Source organism: Nisaea sp. (assembly GCF_034670185.1).
In the GTDB taxonomy this organism is placed as follows: domain Bacteria; phylum Pseudomonadota; class Alphaproteobacteria; order Thalassobaculales; family Thalassobaculaceae; genus Nisaea.
Genome location: NZ_JAXMNY010000004.1, coordinates 97,875 through 114,732 on the forward strand (window position 1 = coordinate 97,875; position 16,858 = coordinate 114,732).

Consider the following 16,858-nt stretch of genomic DNA (forward strand, 5'->3'; position numbering starts at 1 on the left):
GTGGTCGGTCGCATCGTAGCTTCCCTAAAGCCGACATCTAAATGCGCCGCTGAATAATGTACCAGGTCGAACGTTTGATTTGGCTGAATTCTGGCCTTTAGCTAGAAAACGCGAAACGCACCTACTTCTTATGATTGTTTTTTAGAACTGCAATTGCGGCATCCCGCTTCTGCGCAGAAAAGTTTGTTAAGGCTTAGAAAACTGGCTACACAATTGAACAATGGACATGCAGCTCCGCCCCCCAGAGAGTAGCCATCAATGAACAAAATAACTAATGAATTCAGCCAATTCGTTCTCTTCTCCGAGGACGAGAACCACGCACTCGATAGCCGCAGCGAAACCCGCGAGGTTAGGGGGAAATCCACAACCTACGTCACCTGCATTGTCCGCAATAAGCCCGTCCAACTGAAACCCGAGGAGCGGACTCGCCAGCTTTGGCTTGCTCGACTAATTGATCAATACGGCTATGCTGTATCCCGTGTTCAAGTCGAATACCCAATCACATTCGGGCGCGATAGTTCCAAGCGTGCCGATATCGTTGTCTTCGACGCAGACCGCCCGACTGTTCCCTACATCATTATTGAAGTGAAGGCTGACAAGTTACGAGACGGCAAAGAACAACTGCGCTCGTACACCCACGCCACGGGTGCGCCTTTGGCAGTTTGGAGCAACGGCATTCAGGCCGAAGTCTGGCACCGCAAGAACCCCAATTATTTCGTCCCCATTCACCACCTGCCACGCGCTGCGCAGACGATTGAGGATATCGTCGATCAACCGTGGACCATTCAGACCCTTATCGACAAAGAGAACGAGCGGGAGCGTGAAGGCTCGAAAGCCCGATCGCTGCGCGAGTTGATCGTGGACATGGAAAACGAAGTGCTGGCCAACGCGGGCGTGGACGTTTTCGAAGAAGTCTTCAAGCTGATCTTCACGAAGCTGTATGACGAGATGGCCACGCATCGCGGCCAACACCCCTACCTGCGCTTCCGCAATACCAATACTGCCGCGCAGCTCAAACGCGCCATACAAGACCTGTTCGACGAAGCAAAGCGTAAGTGGCCTGGCGTTTTCCTCGACGATGAACGTATCCGCTTGTCACCGGATCACCTGCAAGTCTGCGTCGGGTCGCTGGAAGAATGGAAGCTGTTCAACTCCAATCTCGACGTGATCGACGACGCGTTCGAATACCTCGTGAACAAGTCGTCGAAGGGCGAGAAGGGGCAGTACTTCACGCCGCGTTGGGTGATCGACATGTGCGTGAAGATGCTCAACCCGCAGGAGCATGAAACCGTAATCGACACTGCGTGCGGATCGGCGGGCTTCACGGTGCACACCATGTTCCACGTCTGGCGGCAGATCATCGCTGACATGGGCATGGAAGAAAGCCATCTGTTCACGATGGACCAGAAGCCTCCGCGCTGCGAAGACTACGTGCGCGATAAAGTGTTCGCTATCGACTTCGATGAAAAATCTGTGCGTGTGTCACGTTGCCTCAACCTGATCGCAGGCGATGGCGAAACCAACGTGCTACACCTCAACACGCTGGATTGGACCAAGTGGGACGAGACAGTGAAGCAGGACGAATGGGCCGACACCTATGGCGACGGATGGCGACGATTGCGCAAACTGCGGGCCAATCCGCGACAAGCGGACTACCGGTCATTCGGTTATGACGTGTTAATGGCCAATCCACCTTTTGCGGGTGATATCAAACAGTCTGACATGCTGTCGCCTTACGACCTGGCCCACAAGAAAACGGGCAAGCTGGAACGCGCGGTAGGTCGCGACTTGTTGTTCATCGAACGCAATCTGGACTTCCTAAAACCGGGCGGGCGCATGGCCGTAGTGCTGCCGCAAGGCCGGTTCAACAACTCGTCTGACCAGCGGGTACGCGAGTTCATCATGGAACGCTGCCGCATCCTTGCTGTGGTAGGGCTACACCCGAACACATTCAAGCCGCACACCGGGACCAAGACCAGCGTCTTGTTCGTGCAGAAGTGGAACGACGATCCAGCCGCAGGGCCTCTCTGCTCCAAGGTGGAAGACTACAGCATCTTCTTCGCCACGCAGCAGGTAGAAAGCGTCAACAACTCGGGTGAGAAGGTCTATGTGCGCCGAGATGACGGAACTCTCATGCGCGATACGCACGGGCACTTCATTGTCGCCCATGACCTCTACAATCACGAAGGGCTGACACAGGACGGGATAGCCGAAGCCTTCCAAGAGTTCGCGGCACAGGAGCAGTTCAGTTTTTTTCGCCGCGCCCCTTCGACAGTGACCGCCTAAGCGCACTGTTGGAGGGGCTTGAAGCCTCGATAAGCAATCATGAGGAAGTTCTGGATAACAAAGACTGGCGCGTTGATAGCGACTTTTGGACAAAGGAACCTTATCGCAATCCAGACTTGAGTTACGTGCCCATCGGAAATCTTTTAACCCAGTCGCAGTATGGCATTTCTATTGCAATGAATGAGGATGGCGAAGGCGTCCCAATATATCGCATGAACGAAATGCACGACATGCTGTGTGACTACACCATTTTGAAGGCCGCCGAAGTAAATGACAAAGAGCGGCGTCTCTTCGGCCTTAATGACCGAGATGTACTATTCAATCGCACCAACTCCTATCAATGGGTCGGTCGCACAGGCTTATACAAGGGCAATGAAGGAACAAGAGCGATTTTCGCGTCTTACCTTGTTCGCTTTCGTACAGATGAAACCTCCATTTTGCCCGAGTTTCTCACAGCTTTCCTTAGCTGCAAATTCGGCCAGCAAGAGGTCAAGAGACGTTCTCGACAGTCGATCAATCAGACCAACGTAAACCCGGAAGAAGTAAAGGAGATACTCATTCCGGTCTTGGACATGGGCTTGCAGACAAGGCTAAAAGACGCCTTCAACATAGCCCACCATGCGCGCCTTACGGCCTTGGAGAAAGTCAACGAGGCAGAGCAAACGCTTCTGAATGCACTTGGGCTGGCGGACTGGACACCGCCGGAACCGCTCAGCTATTCCGCCCGCGCCAGCGGCGCCTTCGCCGCCGGACGATGGGATGCGCAGTACTTCCGCCCATTGTTCGCAGAAGTCGAACATAGGCTTTCGGCGACTGGCGGCGCAGTAAAGTTGGGCGCAATCCTCGATATCAACAGTAGGGGACGACAGCCGAACTATTCAGACGAAGGATTGCCCGTCATAAACTCTAAGCACGTCCGAACGAATAAGGTGCTGCTGGATGATGACAACCGCCGGGCATTAGAGGCAGGCTCGCCTGTAGTCATTGAAAAGGGCGATGTTCTCGTCAATGGTACTGGCGTTGGTACGATTGGACGCGCAGCAGCATTTCTGCATGAACAGAGAGCCTTGCCCGACAACCATGTGACAGTGCTGCGGACTTCCGGCGTCGATCCGATATACCTTGCCGTGTTCTTGAACAGCCTGCTTGGTCAGCTGCAAATCGAGCGGCATATCAAGGGATCATCCGGCCAGATTGAACTTTATCCGAATGATATAGCGAAGGTCGTGTTCTGGGACGCGCCTGAGCCAGTGCAGGCTGGTGTTCGCGATACCGTGCTTTCGGCTTTTAACGAAGAACGGCGTGCTGCCCACCTGCTGGAAGCCGCCAAGCGCTCTGTCGAGATCGCCGTTGAAGACGGAGAAAACGCCGCAATGGCGTTCCTCGACCAAGTAGAGGGAGCTGAGTAATGACGCTTCCACCACATGCGCAAGAATGGCTTGAGCGAGCCGAGATCGATTACATCGGGCCGTTCGTGAAGGCATGGGCTGCGTTCAACGCTTGGTATCGCCATGCCAGTGGTCAGACGCAAGAAAGGTCGATGCTCAACTTCGCCATACGTGACAACAACAGTCGGCTGCGTCGCCGGGTACTGCCCTTGCTGCAAGACAACAACACCACTGCCGATGCGGAACGCCTTAAACAGGCTATTTGTGACCTTCAGCTTCAGCTGGATGAAATCCATTGGGAGGTCAGGCCAAAGGGTCGCGTGGAAAGGGTGTCATTGCGGGAGGTCTGTATCGCGCCGAAACACTTGCAAAATGAGCATATGGACAGGAGTGGACAGCGGTACAGGGCGCAGAAGATAATAGGCGGGCACATTGAAGTGTCCGTAGCCACTATCAACAATGGGAACGTGAAGTTCCAGCACATCCAACAGCAATATGACCCGCCATTGCTTTATGGTCTTCCAGACTTCACGAATAATCTGTCCGTGCCGCAACAGGATAGACTTAGAAATTTCTACGATGGCTGCAATCCGCGTCCAATGGTGGACCTTGTGCAAGGAGGTGGCCCACAGTTGCAGGTTTCGACAATGCACTTCCAGTGCACCAACGAAGACCTGCTGGCAGGGATTGTCGAAACACTCTACGCAATGCGCAATGCTCTGTTGCACGGCGAAGTGGATCCGGACGAGCAAGTACTTGCCTGCTTCGAGCCGGCCTACAAAATCGTCACATGCTTCCTGCGAAGCATGACCTGATAAATCGGTGCGCAATAAATTGGTCGAGTTAAAGGTGAATGAACCCCAGTATTGAACTATCTGAATGCTCACAGGTCACGGTGAGTGTCAGCTTTCATGGGGGCACTTGGGTTGGCTCACGCTAACAGCGGATGGCCGCTATCCATCCGGCAGGGCCTGACGGCCTATTCGGCCGCCAGCACCTGGAGAGTTCACTCCGGGTTTGACACCGCAGACCAGCTTCTCAAGATTTCGGACGGCGCGCGCTGAAGAAGCCGGACGGGAAATAGGGCACATTCACAAAACTTTCCTCGGAATCGCCACGTTGATGTCAGGCTTGCTCACCCGGTAGAGGGTGCTTTCCCGTCCTTTGCCACTTCGGTGCCCCCGCCGGAAGAATCCAGTTTGACCTTGATGGGGACTGAGGAGCGCAGGTGCAGATCGCGTTGCGGGAACGGGAAAACCACGCCGTGCTCGTGATAGAGATCCCAGAGCCGCAACTGGACTGCGCTGCGTACGTTGGCGACCCCGTTTTGTGGGTCGTTGATCCAGAATCTGAGCTCAAGAACCACTGCATTGTCGCCGAACTCGATCAGATGGCAGACCGCCTTCGGCTCTTTCAGTACACGTTCGACACCGTCCGCGGCCTGAAGAGCCAGGTCTCTCGCTTTGTGGACGTCGGCGCCGTAGTCAATCCCTATGGGAACTTTCTGTCTGATCAGTTGGTTGGAGAATGACCAGTTCTCTACCCGCTGCGAGATGAGCTCTTCATTCGGAATGAGGTGTTCGATGCCATCCCGCGTAATGACGGAGACATAGCGTGCGCCAAGGGTGTTGATCCAGCCGAAGGTGTCACCGATAGCGATGACGTCTCCAGGTTTTACGGAACGGTCGAGCAATAGGATCACACCGCTCATCAAGTTCGAAATCACCTTTTGCAACCCGAAACCGATGCCGAGACCAATTGCGCCGCCGAAGACCGCGAATGCCGTGAGATCGATGCCGACGCTTTCGAGCGCGAGAACGAATGCGGCAACATATAGCAACACCCGAACAATCTTGCTCGAGAGCGCACGCATGCTCGGTGTCAGAGAGTCCGACGATGCTATCCGCCGTTCCGCCAGCCTTGAGAACAGGCCTGCGAGGTAAATGAACAGAGCAAGGGAAATGCCGGCTTCGATAAGACCCAGGGCGGATATGCGGAGGGTTCCCAGGCTGAACGCCAGTTTGTCGAGGCTATCCCGTAGCGGATTGAGGAGACCGAGGATATTCAGAGCGGCAATTGACCAGATACCGATGGCCAATGCGCGCGCACCTGATGCATTGCGAATGAGGCTGGATGCGAGACGTATGATGATCCATGCAGACAGCAGGCTTAAGGCAGCATCCGTCAATTTGAGCGGCCAGCCGCCGTTCTCTGCGGCCAGATTTGCAAACCACATAAAGGCAAGCCAGATGATGTAGCTGCTGAGAGGCTTCAATGCCTTGGCGACCGGCCGGCAATACCGGAGATACCAGTTGGCATTCGGTTCTCTGTCGAGAAGCCGCTCCAGTGCGGGCGCCAGAAGCCGCCCGACCCCGAAGGAAACGAGAATCAGTGTGAGCTGGAGGAAATTGCCGACTGACAGAACGTTCGTGTCTATCCAGACAACGCTTCGTTCCAGCCAGCCGGCAAGTTCTTCAGACGTTATGAGCGTATCGAGATTCATCGACCGCAATTCCTCAGACGGTCGGTTCTATCTTACGACCAGTACCGACCGTTTGGTGTGCGATACGACATAGCTCGTTGCCGGACTGATCAAGAAGTCCGTCATTTCAGGCCTGTGCGGGGCCATGATGATAAGATCGCATCCCAACTTCTCTGCAGCTTTGGCGATTTCCTCCCGGATCACGCCATGAGCGACATGGCTTTGGCCTCGCACACCCTCCGGAATCTTCTCCACAGCGAATGCATGCAGATGTTCCGCCGCATGCTGCAGAGCTTTGGTCTCGAAATCTTCAGGCAAATACATGCTGATGGCCGGCATGCCGACTTTTGGCACGACGGATACCAGATGGAGTGTGCCATTGAACGCCTGGACCATTTCAAGCGCGACCGGAAGTGCTTTTGCCCAGGAGCTGTCATGCTCCAGGTCAATTGGGAGCAGTATTGATTTATACATGTCGACGTCCTCCTAGACCTGAGATCCAGCTGTGCCGGCCACAGTGCCGCGCCGCGTCCTGTTGCGCTGTACCGCCACCAGACCGCCCAAAAGGATGATCGCAGGGATATACATCAGATATTTCGAAGGCTGGTCTACCGGTTGCAGGACAACGGCGATCTCCTGATCCCAGTCGAGACCTGCTTCCTTGGCGACCGACCCGAAGGCCACATCGTCGATCATGACCTTCTCCCCGTCCTGACGCAAAGTCAGTCCGGCATTGCTGATCCGCTCTTCGCCGGACGCCGCTCCGCTAACGGTTAACAGGACAACCCAGCTTCGAGGATTACCCACTTCGTCGATGCCATTGATCCGTAGCTGGATCTGTTCGCCCTCAGGTGTTTCAGCAAAAGCGGTGGCAAGTTCCGCAGGCGACCGCTCCACCGTGGGGGGAGAAATCATGTCCATCCAGAAACCGGGCCTGAAAAAGGTGAATGCCAGGAGCAACAGGATGGCGGTTTCCCAAGCCTTGTTCCGGGCCAGAAACCAGCCCTGGGTTCCCGCGGCGAATAGCAGCATCGCTACCGTTGCGACCAGGAAAATGAAGACTCCGTGGATGAAGTCAACGCCGATCAGAAGGAGCTCGGTGTTGAAGATAAAGAGGAACGGCAGGGCCGCGGTACGCAGCGAGTAGAAGAAGGCTACGAACCCTGTCTTGATCGGGTCACCTCCCGACACGGCTGCGGCCGCGAAGGATGCAAGGCCGACCGGTGGGGTAACATCCGCCATGATGCCGAAATAGAAGACAAAGAGATGCACGGCAATGAGCGGGACGATGAGGCCGTTTTGCTGCCCGAGAGTGACGATAACCGGTGCGAGCAGGGCCGAGACGACAATATAGTTGGCCGTCGTCGGCAGCCCCATTCCGAGGATCAGAGACAGAATCGCGGTGAGGAAGAGGATCGCGAGCAGGTTGCCGCCTGACAGGACCTCGACCACATCGGCAAGCGCCGAGCCGACACCGGTCTGACTGACCACGCCCACGATGATACCGGCCGTGGCTGTCGCAATACCGATACCGATCATGTTGCGGGCACCGGTGACGAGTCCGTCCAGAAGCTCGAACCAGCCGCGTTTGACCTGCCCGGCCATGTCGGTCTCGCCGCGGAAATAGGCGAAGAGCGGACGCTGGGTCAACAGGATGAAGATCATCAGGACCGATCCCCAAAAGGCCGACAGACCTGGGGAAAGCTGCTCCACCATCAGGCACCAGACAAGAACGATGACCGGCAGCAGGAAGTGCAATCCGGATTTGATCGTCGGGCCGGGGGCTGGCAAGCGCACGACCGGCTCGTTGGGATCGTCCATCTTGAGGTCGGGATAAGTGGCCCCGAAGCGGATCAGCAGGACGTAAACAACGCCGATCATTGCCACGATGACCAGAGAGGCGAACCCGCCGAGCACCGGCCGCATCCAGCCAAGACCGTAATAGACCGCAAGCGAGAGGCCGGAGATAAGGGCGACGCCGAAGGCGAAGCCGATCAGCCGCTGCATCCAGGGCTTTGGTTCAACGGCGCGCGGAAGACCTTCCATGCCGAGCTTCATCGCTTCCAGATGAACGATGTAGACCAGCGCGATATAGCTGATCAAAGCGGGCAGGAAGGCATGCTTGACGACGTCGAAATAGGGAATACCGACATATTCGACCATCAGGAAGGCCGCGGCCCCCATGACAGGCGGCATGATCTGTCCGTTGACCGAGGACGCAACCTCGACGGCACCGGCCTTCTCGGCAGAAAAGCCGACCCGCTTCATCAGCGGGATGGTGAAGGTGCCCGTGGTCACGACGTTGGCGATGGAGGAGCCGGAAATCAGTCCGGTCATGGCGGAGGCGACGACCGCGGCTTTCGCCGGTCCGCCCTTCAGATGCCCCATCAGGGAGAAGGCGACCTGGATGAAGTAGTTGCCAGCGCCCGCTTTGTCGAGAAGCGCTCCGAACAGCACGAACAGGAAGACGAAACTGGTCGACACGCCGAGCGCGATGCCGAAGACGCCTTCGGTCGTGATCCAGTGATGGTTCACGACTTCCGCTAGCGAGTTGCCCTTATGGGCAATAATGCCAGGCATGTACGGACCAAGAAATGTGTAGACCAGAAACACCGAGGCAACGATCGCCAGTGCTGGTCCGAGCGCCCGCCGCGTGGCTTCAAGAAGAAGCAGCACGCCGATGACAGCGACAACGATGTCCTGTGTGATCGGAGCGCCGACACGGTCCGCGATATCACGATAAAAAATGAACAGGTAGGACGCGGCCGCAGCACCGAGAACGGCAAAGACGATATCGATGATGGGAATGTGGTCGCGCGGCGACTTGGAGAATGCCGGATAGGCCAGGAAGGCCAGCAAAATCGCAAAAGCGAGGTGAATAGATCGTGCTTCGGTATCGTTGAAAACGCCGAAATGAAGCACGAATGGCAGCGGGGACGCGAACCAGAGCTGGAAGAGAGACCAAGCCAGCGCGAGAGAAAACAGGACCGCTGAGGTTTTTGGTCCGGGGTTTCGTGCGCCTGTATCGGTTGACGCTACAAGCCCCTCGAGATCGACCTGGTCGGTCGGGGTTCCCTTGGGATTGTCGGTTTGGCTCATGGTTTGCCTCCGTAGCCGAAGTCGCCGGTGCTCCGGCATTCGTCTCGCCGTGTGGAAGAGTGAATCGAGCGAGAAAGAGAGTGTTCCGCCGCCGGCACGGCGGCGGAACACGGATCAGGGTTGGCTTATTTCAACCAGCCCTTCTCTTTGTAGTACTTGGCCGCGCCGTCATGCAGCGGGGCGGACAGACCACCGGAGATCATGTCCTGCTCTTTCAGGTTCGCGAAGGCCGGGTGCAGCTTCTTGAAGCGGTCGAAGTTGTCGAACACGGCCGCCACGACCTGATAGACGACATCTTCCGGAACCGTTGCGGAAGAGACGAAGGTCGCCTTCACGCCGAAGGTCTGGACGTCCGCATCGTTGCCCTTGTACATGCCGCCCGGCACTGTGGCGTGCGCGTAGTAGGGATTCTCGCTGACCAGTTTGTCGATCTCCGGACCGACGACCGGAATCAGGAGGGCGTCCGTGGTCGTGGTCGCTTCCTGGATCGAGCCGTTCGGGTGTCCGGCGGTAAACACGATCGCATCGACCTTGTTATCGCCAAGGGCTGCGGCCTGCTCGGAGGATTTCAGCTCGGATGCGAGAGCAAAGGCATCTTCTTTCCAGCCAAGCGCATCCAGCACGACTCCCATGGTGGCACGCTGGCCTGAGCCTGGGTTGCCGACATTGACCCGCTTGCCTTTCAGGTCCGAGAATTTCGTGGCGCCGGAGTCCTTGCGGGCGACCACCGTGAACGGCTCACCATGAACGGAGAATACGGCGCGAAGATCCTTGTAGGCGCCGTCGTTCTCGAATTTCGCGGTGCCGTTATAAGCGTGATACTGCCAATCTGACTGCGCCACACCCATATCCTGGTTGCCGGCCTTGATCGCATTGATGTTGGCGATCGACCCGCCTGTCGACGGAGCTGTGCACTTGATACCGTGCTTAGAGGTGTTGCGGTTAACCAGTTTGCAGATGGACTGACCAACCACGAAGTAAACGCCGGTTTGCCCACCTGTTCCAATGGTGATGTATTTTTCTTCCGCAGCGGAGGCTGGTGTCGCCGAGGCCAGGATCTGGCCGGCGAGAACGGCTGCCGCCGACAATGTTAGGAACTTCTTCATTATATACTCCCTGTTTTTGCTGTGTTGAGCTTGTGAGATCCGGAAGTGTCGGCCTGCCGCCGATCTGGTCTCCGGTATTTTTTTGCTGGCCTGTTCGTCTCCTTCTTCTTTCTGTTCAGGCGCTGACAGCGCCCATAGGGTATCGGATATGCCGGACGTTCTCGTCCGGAGCATCGACCTGATGCTTCCAGACCTGGCCGGGCCACCGATATTCAGCCTGGCCACGGGCCGGCCAGTAAGCCGCCGTGTAAAGGGTGCCGAAGCCGCGATCATATGCCGTGGAGTAGAGAGGCGGTCTCTGAAATGCGCCGATGAACCGGTCTGCAGGCTCCTTATGCAATGTCATGCGCTGCAACAGATATCGTTCGCGTTCTACTGTTGCGGTGGCGCGAGCGTGGCGATGCCATTCTACCTGCTTTTGATGATTTGTGGCGACTCTGGAGTCCGTGATCACCGCATCGCGGTCAGGCGACAGGTGAGCCGTGAGATGGCGGCCGGCGCGATCGACAACCGTGACGTTGTAGGCCATGTGACACGGTATGCGCTTCAGGGCCTTTTCCGCTTGCGGCGTGTTGCTGCAGAATTCGAGCAAGTACCGGATGATGATCGGCACGCCGAAACCGTCGCCGACGATGGTGCGGCCGCCAAAAGTCAGCGAGACCGCCAAGCCATCACCGTTCATTCCGTCTACCAGGCCGAATAGCCCGTCAGTCATTCCGAGTACGTTCCGGCCATTCCAGCGTGATCCCAGGATGACACCGTCGGACAGGGTCGGCGGGTAATCGTAGTTGCGGACCAGAAGCGGCTCGTCGCCGGGCCACACGGCCTGCGAGCATCCCGATAGATAGGCCGGCGGGCAGTAGTAGCTGAGGAATCTGGCGACCATGTCTCCACCGCCGGCGACCTCCACCAGCCGCTCATAGGTCGGTACGAGTTCCGGCATGTATTGTTGCATGGCCCGCAGGCCCGCCAGATAGGTTTGGCGGGCTTCGATGCCTTCCGACAGGAACCAACGCTGGTATGCCGGCCAGTGATATTCGAAGAGAGCGCGCCAACGTTCCCCGGCCCTGGCTTCAGCCACGGCCTGGAATGTCAGCACTGCCTCATTCAGGTTCGGCACCAAAGCGCAGGCCTCTCAAAGCATCTTGAACGCAGGCGCACCCGTATCAGCCGGCAACGCGCTGGGCAGCGGGCGGGCCCTGTACTGATTCTTGATACCTTCGATCCAGGCCTTGGAGCGTTTCGTCAAACCGAACCGGTTGCCCATCGCCCGGCCGCGCGTGATCAGGATCCCCAGATCGGCGCCTTCATAGCGGAAATCGCCGGTCCCACTGATCCGCAGGAAGAACGCTTCCTGCTCGCTGATGACGGCGCGCCGGTGATAGTCGAACCGGTTGTATCCGATGCTGCCGTCGGGCTCCATATGCCAGATTCCGCTCTCCGGCGCGTTGGTGATGATGTCGACATTGTCATCGGTATGCTTGATCACCATCTGGCACCAGCCGTCAATATTGTCCGGGTCGGCCCAGCGGTTGTTCAGTTCCTCTACATCAAGATCGAAATCGACGCCGGAGAACTCCAGCAGGTGGAACAGGAACAGCGGTGCATCAGCATGCGCGAACGCAGCATGGTTGGTCATCGAACTGGCGCCGGTGACACGCGGATTGCATTCGCCGAGATAGATATCGCCCGTATCCTGGTCGATCAGGAAATCCAGCTCGAAATATCCACGATAGCCTTCGGCGACCAGCTGGTTACCGAAGTCGTAGGTATATTTGCGGGCGGCATCGCGGATCTTCTGATCGAATGCATCGGCAAAGATTTCGTTGCCGCACCAGCCGCCACGGTACGGGGTCAGCTCCTTGAAGCCGACGAGTTCGGTCATCAACGGCCCGACGATGGTGCCTTTCTTGGTCGCGCAAGCCTCGATCGCCGACCCGCGGCAGGTGATCCGCTTCATGATCTTGATCTCGCCCTTGCCGACGATTTCCTGCTCGTAGCGGCGGAAGTCGGCCTCGGTCTTGATGAAGAAGGTGGTGTGGCCGGAATCGCCGAAAGCGGATTGCAGGACGAGGTCGTTGCCGATCGGTTTTGCGACTTCCTGCAGGTGCTCCCAACTCTTCACAACGGACAGTACGTTGGGGACGCTGGGCACGCCGGCCTTGTTGCCGATCCGGACGGTTTCAATCTTGTGATCGATCTTCTCGCGCAGCTTGGCCTTGGGAAACCAGACCTCGATCCCCAGTTCCTTGCAGATTTTCTCGACCCGCTCATCGAACATCAGGAAGACCGCTTTCGGTTTTCCGCCCTTCGACCTGATGAAGTCGATGACTTCTTTGTGCTCGAGAAGATAGGCGTTGATGTCCTCGATCGACTCGAATTCCGGGTGCGGCTGTTCGGTCGGGACGAAGGTATTGGGATGTCGCCCATCATAGCAGTCTATGTAATTGATAAAATGGAAGTTTTTACACCATTCATCAAGGCCGAGCAGATTGAAGTTCGTCGCGCTGATGAAAAAGATCGGGTCTTCGTTCCTGTGGAAGTAACGCCGCACCTCGGAGATGTTCTTGAGATGCTTTTTAGGCGCTTTCGGTCGCGGATTTTTTGCCACCGGTTTTTTGCTTTTAGCCTTGGCTGCCATTTTCGAGCTCCCTGCGTTTCTGCTCATGTTCTTTGTTTCGTTTACTGTGGTCTCGCTGTCTCAGAGGCGTTTGTTGAGTGACTCCTCAGTGAAGACGCGCAGACCGAGATCCGGCCGATACCCGTGGATCTCCTTGACGTCCAGATTGCGTAGAAATTCGATGATTTCGGCGCTGATGACTTGCCCTGGAACGAGGATCGGGAAGCCGGGCGGATAGGGGATCACGAATGTGGCCGAAACGAGTTCCCGTCCCGCATTCATGGCCTCTTCGAGTGATCCGCCGGTCAGGCCGAGATACTCACACTCGTCCTCGTCATAGGCGAGGAAATACGCGGTCCGCATATCGCCTTCGGGCGTGGTGCCACCGGCATCCGGTCTGAAAGCATCGTGGAAACGCGAGAAGTCTGGCAGTGGCGGCAAGTCGTAGGTCAGTGAATGGACCTTGCGCTCCTGCACCTTGCGCTCCGGACCATTCATATCCTCGGCCTGCTCCTCGAGGTCGTTCGCTATCTTGACGAGCACCTCGATGAGATAGGCGATCGAGCTCCGCGTTGTTCCGATGTTGGTCATGAACAGCACGGTGTTACGCGAGGTCTTGTTGATCTGGATGCCGAACTTGTCCATCAGGATTTCGTTCTTGAAACTGTCCCCGTCGAGTCCAGTTCCACCGACAAAAAGGGTCACCCGCGTCGCGTCGAGACAGAATTCGTCACCGGCCCAGGCATCCCAGATCTCGTTCCAGCCACGTTCCGGATCGTAATAACTCTCGATTCCGGACTGACGGTGACCGGACGGAATCATATCCCCGACCGTCAAAACCTTGAAATGCTTGCTGAGCAGCGGGTGGGTGCGGATCCGCTGACGCAGGATCATGGCGAGTTCCACCTGTTTCTGGACGAGCTCGAAGCCTTCCAGTTCCACCTGTCGCCGGCCGACATCCAGAGAAGCGAGGATCTGGTAGTTAGGCGATGTCGACGTGTGGGTCATGTAGGCTTCGTGGAACGGCTCCTCGACTTTCGAGCTGAAATCCTGATCGTGCATATGGATCATGGAGCCCTGGCGCAGGGACGTCAGCGTCTTGTGCGTGGATTGCGTCGTGTAGACCCTGATGCGGACGTGGTCGGGATCAGGATAGAGATGCTTTCCGAGATGCGCATCGACATCGTCCGGATCCAGCTTCGCAAGTTGTTTCTGCTTGGTAGCGTAGAGTTTCTTGTATTCGGCGGAACGGTACTTCCGGCGCAGTGTCTCTGCGGCATGCATCCCGGTGCGGGTCCGGTAGGTCGGGCCGAAACGGGCAAAGCCGAACCAGGCCTCGTCCCAGAGGAAGACGAGATCCGGTTTGATCGCCAGGCACTCTTCCATGAAGCGCTCTACGTTGTAGACGATGCCGTCAAACGTGCAGTTCGTGAGCAGCAACATCTTGACGCGATGGAGCTTGCCCGCCTTGCGCAACTCCAGCAGGGTCTTCTTGATTTCCCGAAGCGGAACAGCGCCATACATCGAGTATTGGTTCAACGGGTAGGAGTCGAGATAGATCACCTCGGCGCCGGTCAGAACCATTCCGTAATGGTGCGACTTGTGGCAATCGCGGTCGACGAGAACGATGTCGCCAGGCCGTACCAGTGCCTGGACGACGATCTTGTTACAGGTGGACGTCCCGTTGGTCGCGAAAAACGTCTCGCGTGATCCGAATGCGCGAGCCGCAAGTTCCTGCGCCTTCTTTATCGGGCCGTGAGGTTCGAGCAGGGAATCGAGCCCGCCTGAGGTCGCGGAGGTTTCCGCCATGAAGATATTCATGCCGTAAAATTCGCCCATGTCCTGAATCCAGTGGGACTTGACGATCGATTTACCCCTGGAGATCGGCAGGGCGTGGAAAACACCGGTCGGTTGCTTGGAGTAATGCTTCAGGGCGGTGAAGAACGGCGTCTCGTAGCGCGCATCAATGCCCCGGAGGATATTGGTGTGCAGCTCCAGGAAGTCTTCGCGGTTGTAGAACACCCTGCGGCAGGCTTCCCCGACCCGTCCGGCGATATCCTCGACCGCCTGGTCTGTGACCAGGAAAAGATCGAGCTCCGGACGGACGCTGGCAATGATGTCCGCCAGGACGATGCCGTAATCCTGAGGCTCCAGATCGTCGATGTCGCCATGCTGAGCCTGGTTCAGATAGCGCTGCAGCACCGGCATGTTGTGGTTTGAATGCAGGCGGAAGCCGAACCGGATCACGACGGACTGAATGGCCTGATTGAACAATATTGCGATCAGGGCGTCTTCGAAGCTGGGCACAAAGACGGGTTCGTACGTAAAGTCATCTTCTTCCCGGCGTAACCCGACGAGCTCTTCGCGCTGCAGCCGCTGCTGCGACTGGCTCAGGTCATCGACAATCAGAACTTCGAAATACGGCCGTCGACGCATTCGTTCGTCGGGTTCCTCATCGTCCTCGTTATTTGTGGCGGGATCGATATGGGCGGAGAGGTTGACGTGCTTGCGCCGGTAGCTCTCGCTCATCAAGGCGCCGACGATCTGCTTCACGAGACTGAAAAGTGTTTCGAAATCTTCTTCTTGAAGCAGTCCCGCTATCTGGTGAAACGCATGGCGGCCGGGGAAGGCGAAATATTCCTCCATCGGGCCAAGCAGGGCGAGCATTTCTCCGACCTGGGCAACGTCTTTCTCACGCCCACGCCCCTCGGCGAGGCGCTGGGCGTGGTTCTTCAGCCTGTTCCAGGTGTCCGCTCGGAAGGACGATGCATTGTAGTACTGACTTAGTGAGTGCTTGCCAGTAACTGCTTTAGCTTTTGCCATAATCTATTGGACACGAAGAGTGCCCCCCCTAATCCTGCTTAAATTTTTGTTTTTTCGGCCGTCAGATGCTCATTTCCCGGGACGTGTGGTTCAAGGAAACTAGCTGGCGGGGGTACGCCAATGCCTTCGCGGGTCCCCTGCACGGGCATGGTCAATACACCGAGGCTGTCCAGATATCGGGGGTCATACTGCTCCGAATAAACTGGAAACGTGCAATTGCGGTCTCTGAAGCTCTTCAGGGTCTGGCCGAGGCCACGCAAGCCGGTGGCCCGCTGTCTGCGAACCATATCAAGATCGACCTCGATCGGGATGATCTCTTCCTGGCCGGCCGCCTGATAGATGACGTTCCCCGACGGCCCGATAACGCAGGATCGTCCTGTGCCACCGGTATCCAACCCGTTGATGTCGAAAACATAGCACTGGAACATCGCCGCTGTGGAACGCGCGATTGCAAGCTCGATATCCCGATCGATAGTAGCGGTCAGGACTGGATGGAGAAGTATTTCCGCCCCCATTGCCGACAATTGCCGCGTCGTTTCCGGGAACCAGATGTCGTAGCAAATGGACAGGCCGAAGCGGCCCACATCAGGGACATCGAAAACCAGAAACTGATCGCCGCCGGTGACAGCATGCTCATAGGGCGCGAACGGAAACATTTTCCGGTAGCGTCCTACAATCTCACCTTGCGGGTTTATGACCACCGACTCATTGAAAAGGTGGTCCCCTTCCCGGACAAACATTGATCCTGGAATGATCCAGATATTGTGCTGGCGCGCTTTCTCCTGGAACGCCCAATGCACAGCGTCCAAATTCTCCGGATGGTTCGTCGGGAGTGGTCCGAACGGAGCCAGCTCGCTGAAGAGCAGCATCTGAACCCAGGGGAATCGCACCATTGCGAGGTCGATTTTTTGGGTCATTGCGGACACATTTTCATGTGTCGCGGCAACATGCATCTGGACGCCGGCAATGGCGAACGGGGTCATTTAACGAAGCTCCAATTTTAGTTGAATACGAGCATTTACCAGTGCTGGCGTCATGGCAACGTATTCTCCTC

General features: G+C 56.9%; 11 protein-coding genes. 3 read left to right on the forward strand and 8 right to left on the reverse strand.

Going from position 1 to position 16,858, the window contains the following annotated elements:
• The first annotated feature begins 258 nt into the window (after nt 1-258).
• Genes VOI22_RS16855 through VOI22_RS16865 form a run of 3 tightly spaced genes read left to right on the forward strand, consistent with a single transcriptional unit; the run spans nt 259 to nt 4,489 of the window.
• Nucleotides 259-2,286, forward strand: coding sequence for an N-6 DNA methylase (locus VOI22_RS16855; protein ID WP_323797617.1), 2,028 nt, complete (start codon nt 259-261; stop codon nt 2,284-2,286).
• A gap of 8 nt (nt 2,287-2,294) precedes the next feature.
• Nucleotides 2,295-3,695 (forward strand): restriction endonuclease subunit S, encoded by a 1,401-nt coding sequence (locus VOI22_RS16860; protein WP_323797618.1) that lies wholly within the window; start codon nt 2,295-2,297, stop codon nt 3,693-3,695.
• Nucleotides 3,695-4,489 carry a hypothetical protein gene (locus VOI22_RS16865; protein ID WP_323797619.1) on the forward strand — a complete coding sequence of 265 codons (795 nt, stop codon included), beginning with the start codon at nt 3,695-3,697 and terminating at the stop codon, nt 4,487-4,489. Before VOI22_RS16860 ends, VOI22_RS16865 begins: the two co-directional genes overlap by 1 nt.
• Nucleotides 4,490-4,809: 320 nt before the next feature.
• Here the strand turns inward: VOI22_RS16865 and VOI22_RS16870 are convergent, their stop codons facing one another.
• The 8 genes from VOI22_RS16870 to VOI22_RS16905 all read right to left on the reverse strand — a co-directional run bounded on the left by VOI22_RS16870 (nt 4,810) and on the right by VOI22_RS16905 (nt 16,787).
• Nucleotides 4,810-6,177 carry a mechanosensitive ion channel family protein gene (locus VOI22_RS16870; RefSeq protein ID WP_323797620.1) on the reverse strand — a complete coding sequence of 456 codons (1,368 nt, stop codon included), beginning with the start codon at nt 6,175-6,177 and terminating at the stop codon, nt 4,810-4,812.
• Between the two features lie 27 nt (nt 6,178-6,204).
• A complete protein-coding gene (locus tag VOI22_RS16875; RefSeq protein WP_323797621.1) occupies nt 6,205-6,630 on the reverse strand; it encodes a universal stress protein in 426 nt (141 codons plus the stop codon).
• 12 nt (nt 6,631-6,642) lie between these two features.
• Nucleotides 6,643-9,255, reverse strand: coding sequence for a TRAP transporter permease (locus VOI22_RS16880; RefSeq protein WP_323797622.1), 2,613 nt, complete (start codon nt 9,253-9,255; stop codon nt 6,643-6,645).
• A 125-nt stretch (nt 9,256-9,380) separates the two neighbouring features.
• On the reverse strand, nt 9,381-10,361 hold the full coding sequence (locus tag VOI22_RS16885) for a TAXI family TRAP transporter solute-binding subunit (RefSeq protein WP_323797623.1): 981 nt from the start codon (nt 10,359-10,361) through the stop codon (nt 9,381-9,383).
• 115 nt (nt 10,362-10,476) lie between these two features.
• The gene (locus VOI22_RS16890) at nt 10,477-11,481 is read right to left on the reverse strand and encodes a C45 family peptidase (protein WP_323797624.1); all 1,005 of its coding nucleotides are present in this window, start codon (nt 11,479-11,481) and stop codon (nt 10,477-10,479) included.
• Nucleotides 11,482-11,496: 15 nt separating this feature from the next.
• Entirely contained in the window at nt 11,497-13,002 is a 1,506-nt protein-coding gene (locus VOI22_RS16895; protein WP_323797625.1) for a biotin carboxylase, read from the reverse strand.
• A gap of 60 nt (nt 13,003-13,062) precedes the next feature.
• Nucleotides 13,063-15,804 carry an aminotransferase class I/II-fold pyridoxal phosphate-dependent enzyme gene (locus VOI22_RS16900; protein WP_323797626.1) on the reverse strand — a complete coding sequence of 914 codons (2,742 nt, stop codon included), beginning with the start codon at nt 15,802-15,804 and terminating at the stop codon, nt 13,063-13,065.
• A gap of 38 nt (nt 15,805-15,842) precedes the next feature.
• The gene (locus tag VOI22_RS16905; RefSeq protein WP_323797627.1) at nt 15,843-16,787 is read right to left on the reverse strand and encodes a carbon-nitrogen hydrolase family protein; all 945 of its coding nucleotides are present in this window, start codon (nt 16,785-16,787) and stop codon (nt 15,843-15,845) included.
• Nucleotides 16,788-16,858: the final 71 nt, after the last annotated feature.

Coding starts and splice junctions, on each gene's coding strand:
- VOI22_RS16855 (WP_323797617.1), top strand. CDS start 259: ATGAACAAAATAACTAATGAATTCAGCCAATTCGTTCTCTTCTCCGAG.
- VOI22_RS16870 (WP_323797620.1), bottom strand. CDS start 6,177: ATGAATCTCGATACGCTCATAACGTCTGAAGAACTTGCCGGCTGGCTG.
- VOI22_RS16865 (WP_323797619.1), top strand. CDS start 3,695: ATGACGCTTCCACCACATGCGCAAGAATGGCTTGAGCGAGCCGAGATC.
- VOI22_RS16885 (WP_323797623.1), bottom strand. CDS start 10,361: ATGAAGAAGTTCCTAACATTGTCGGCGGCAGCCGTTCTCGCCGGCCAG.
- VOI22_RS16895 (WP_323797625.1), bottom strand. CDS start 13,002: ATGGCAGCCAAGGCTAAAAGCAAAAAACCGGTGGCAAAAAATCCGCGA.
- VOI22_RS16875 (WP_323797621.1), bottom strand. CDS start 6,630: ATGTATAAATCAATACTGCTCCCAATTGACCTGGAGCATGACAGCTCC.
- VOI22_RS16905 (WP_323797627.1), bottom strand. CDS start 16,787: ATGACCCCGTTCGCCATTGCCGGCGTCCAGATGCATGTTGCCGCGACA.
- VOI22_RS16900 (WP_323797626.1), bottom strand. CDS start 15,804: ATGGCAAAAGCTAAAGCAGTTACTGGCAAGCACTCACTAAGTCAGTAC.
- VOI22_RS16880 (WP_323797622.1), bottom strand. CDS start 9,255: ATGAGCCAAACCGACAATCCCAAGGGAACCCCGACCGACCAGGTCGAT.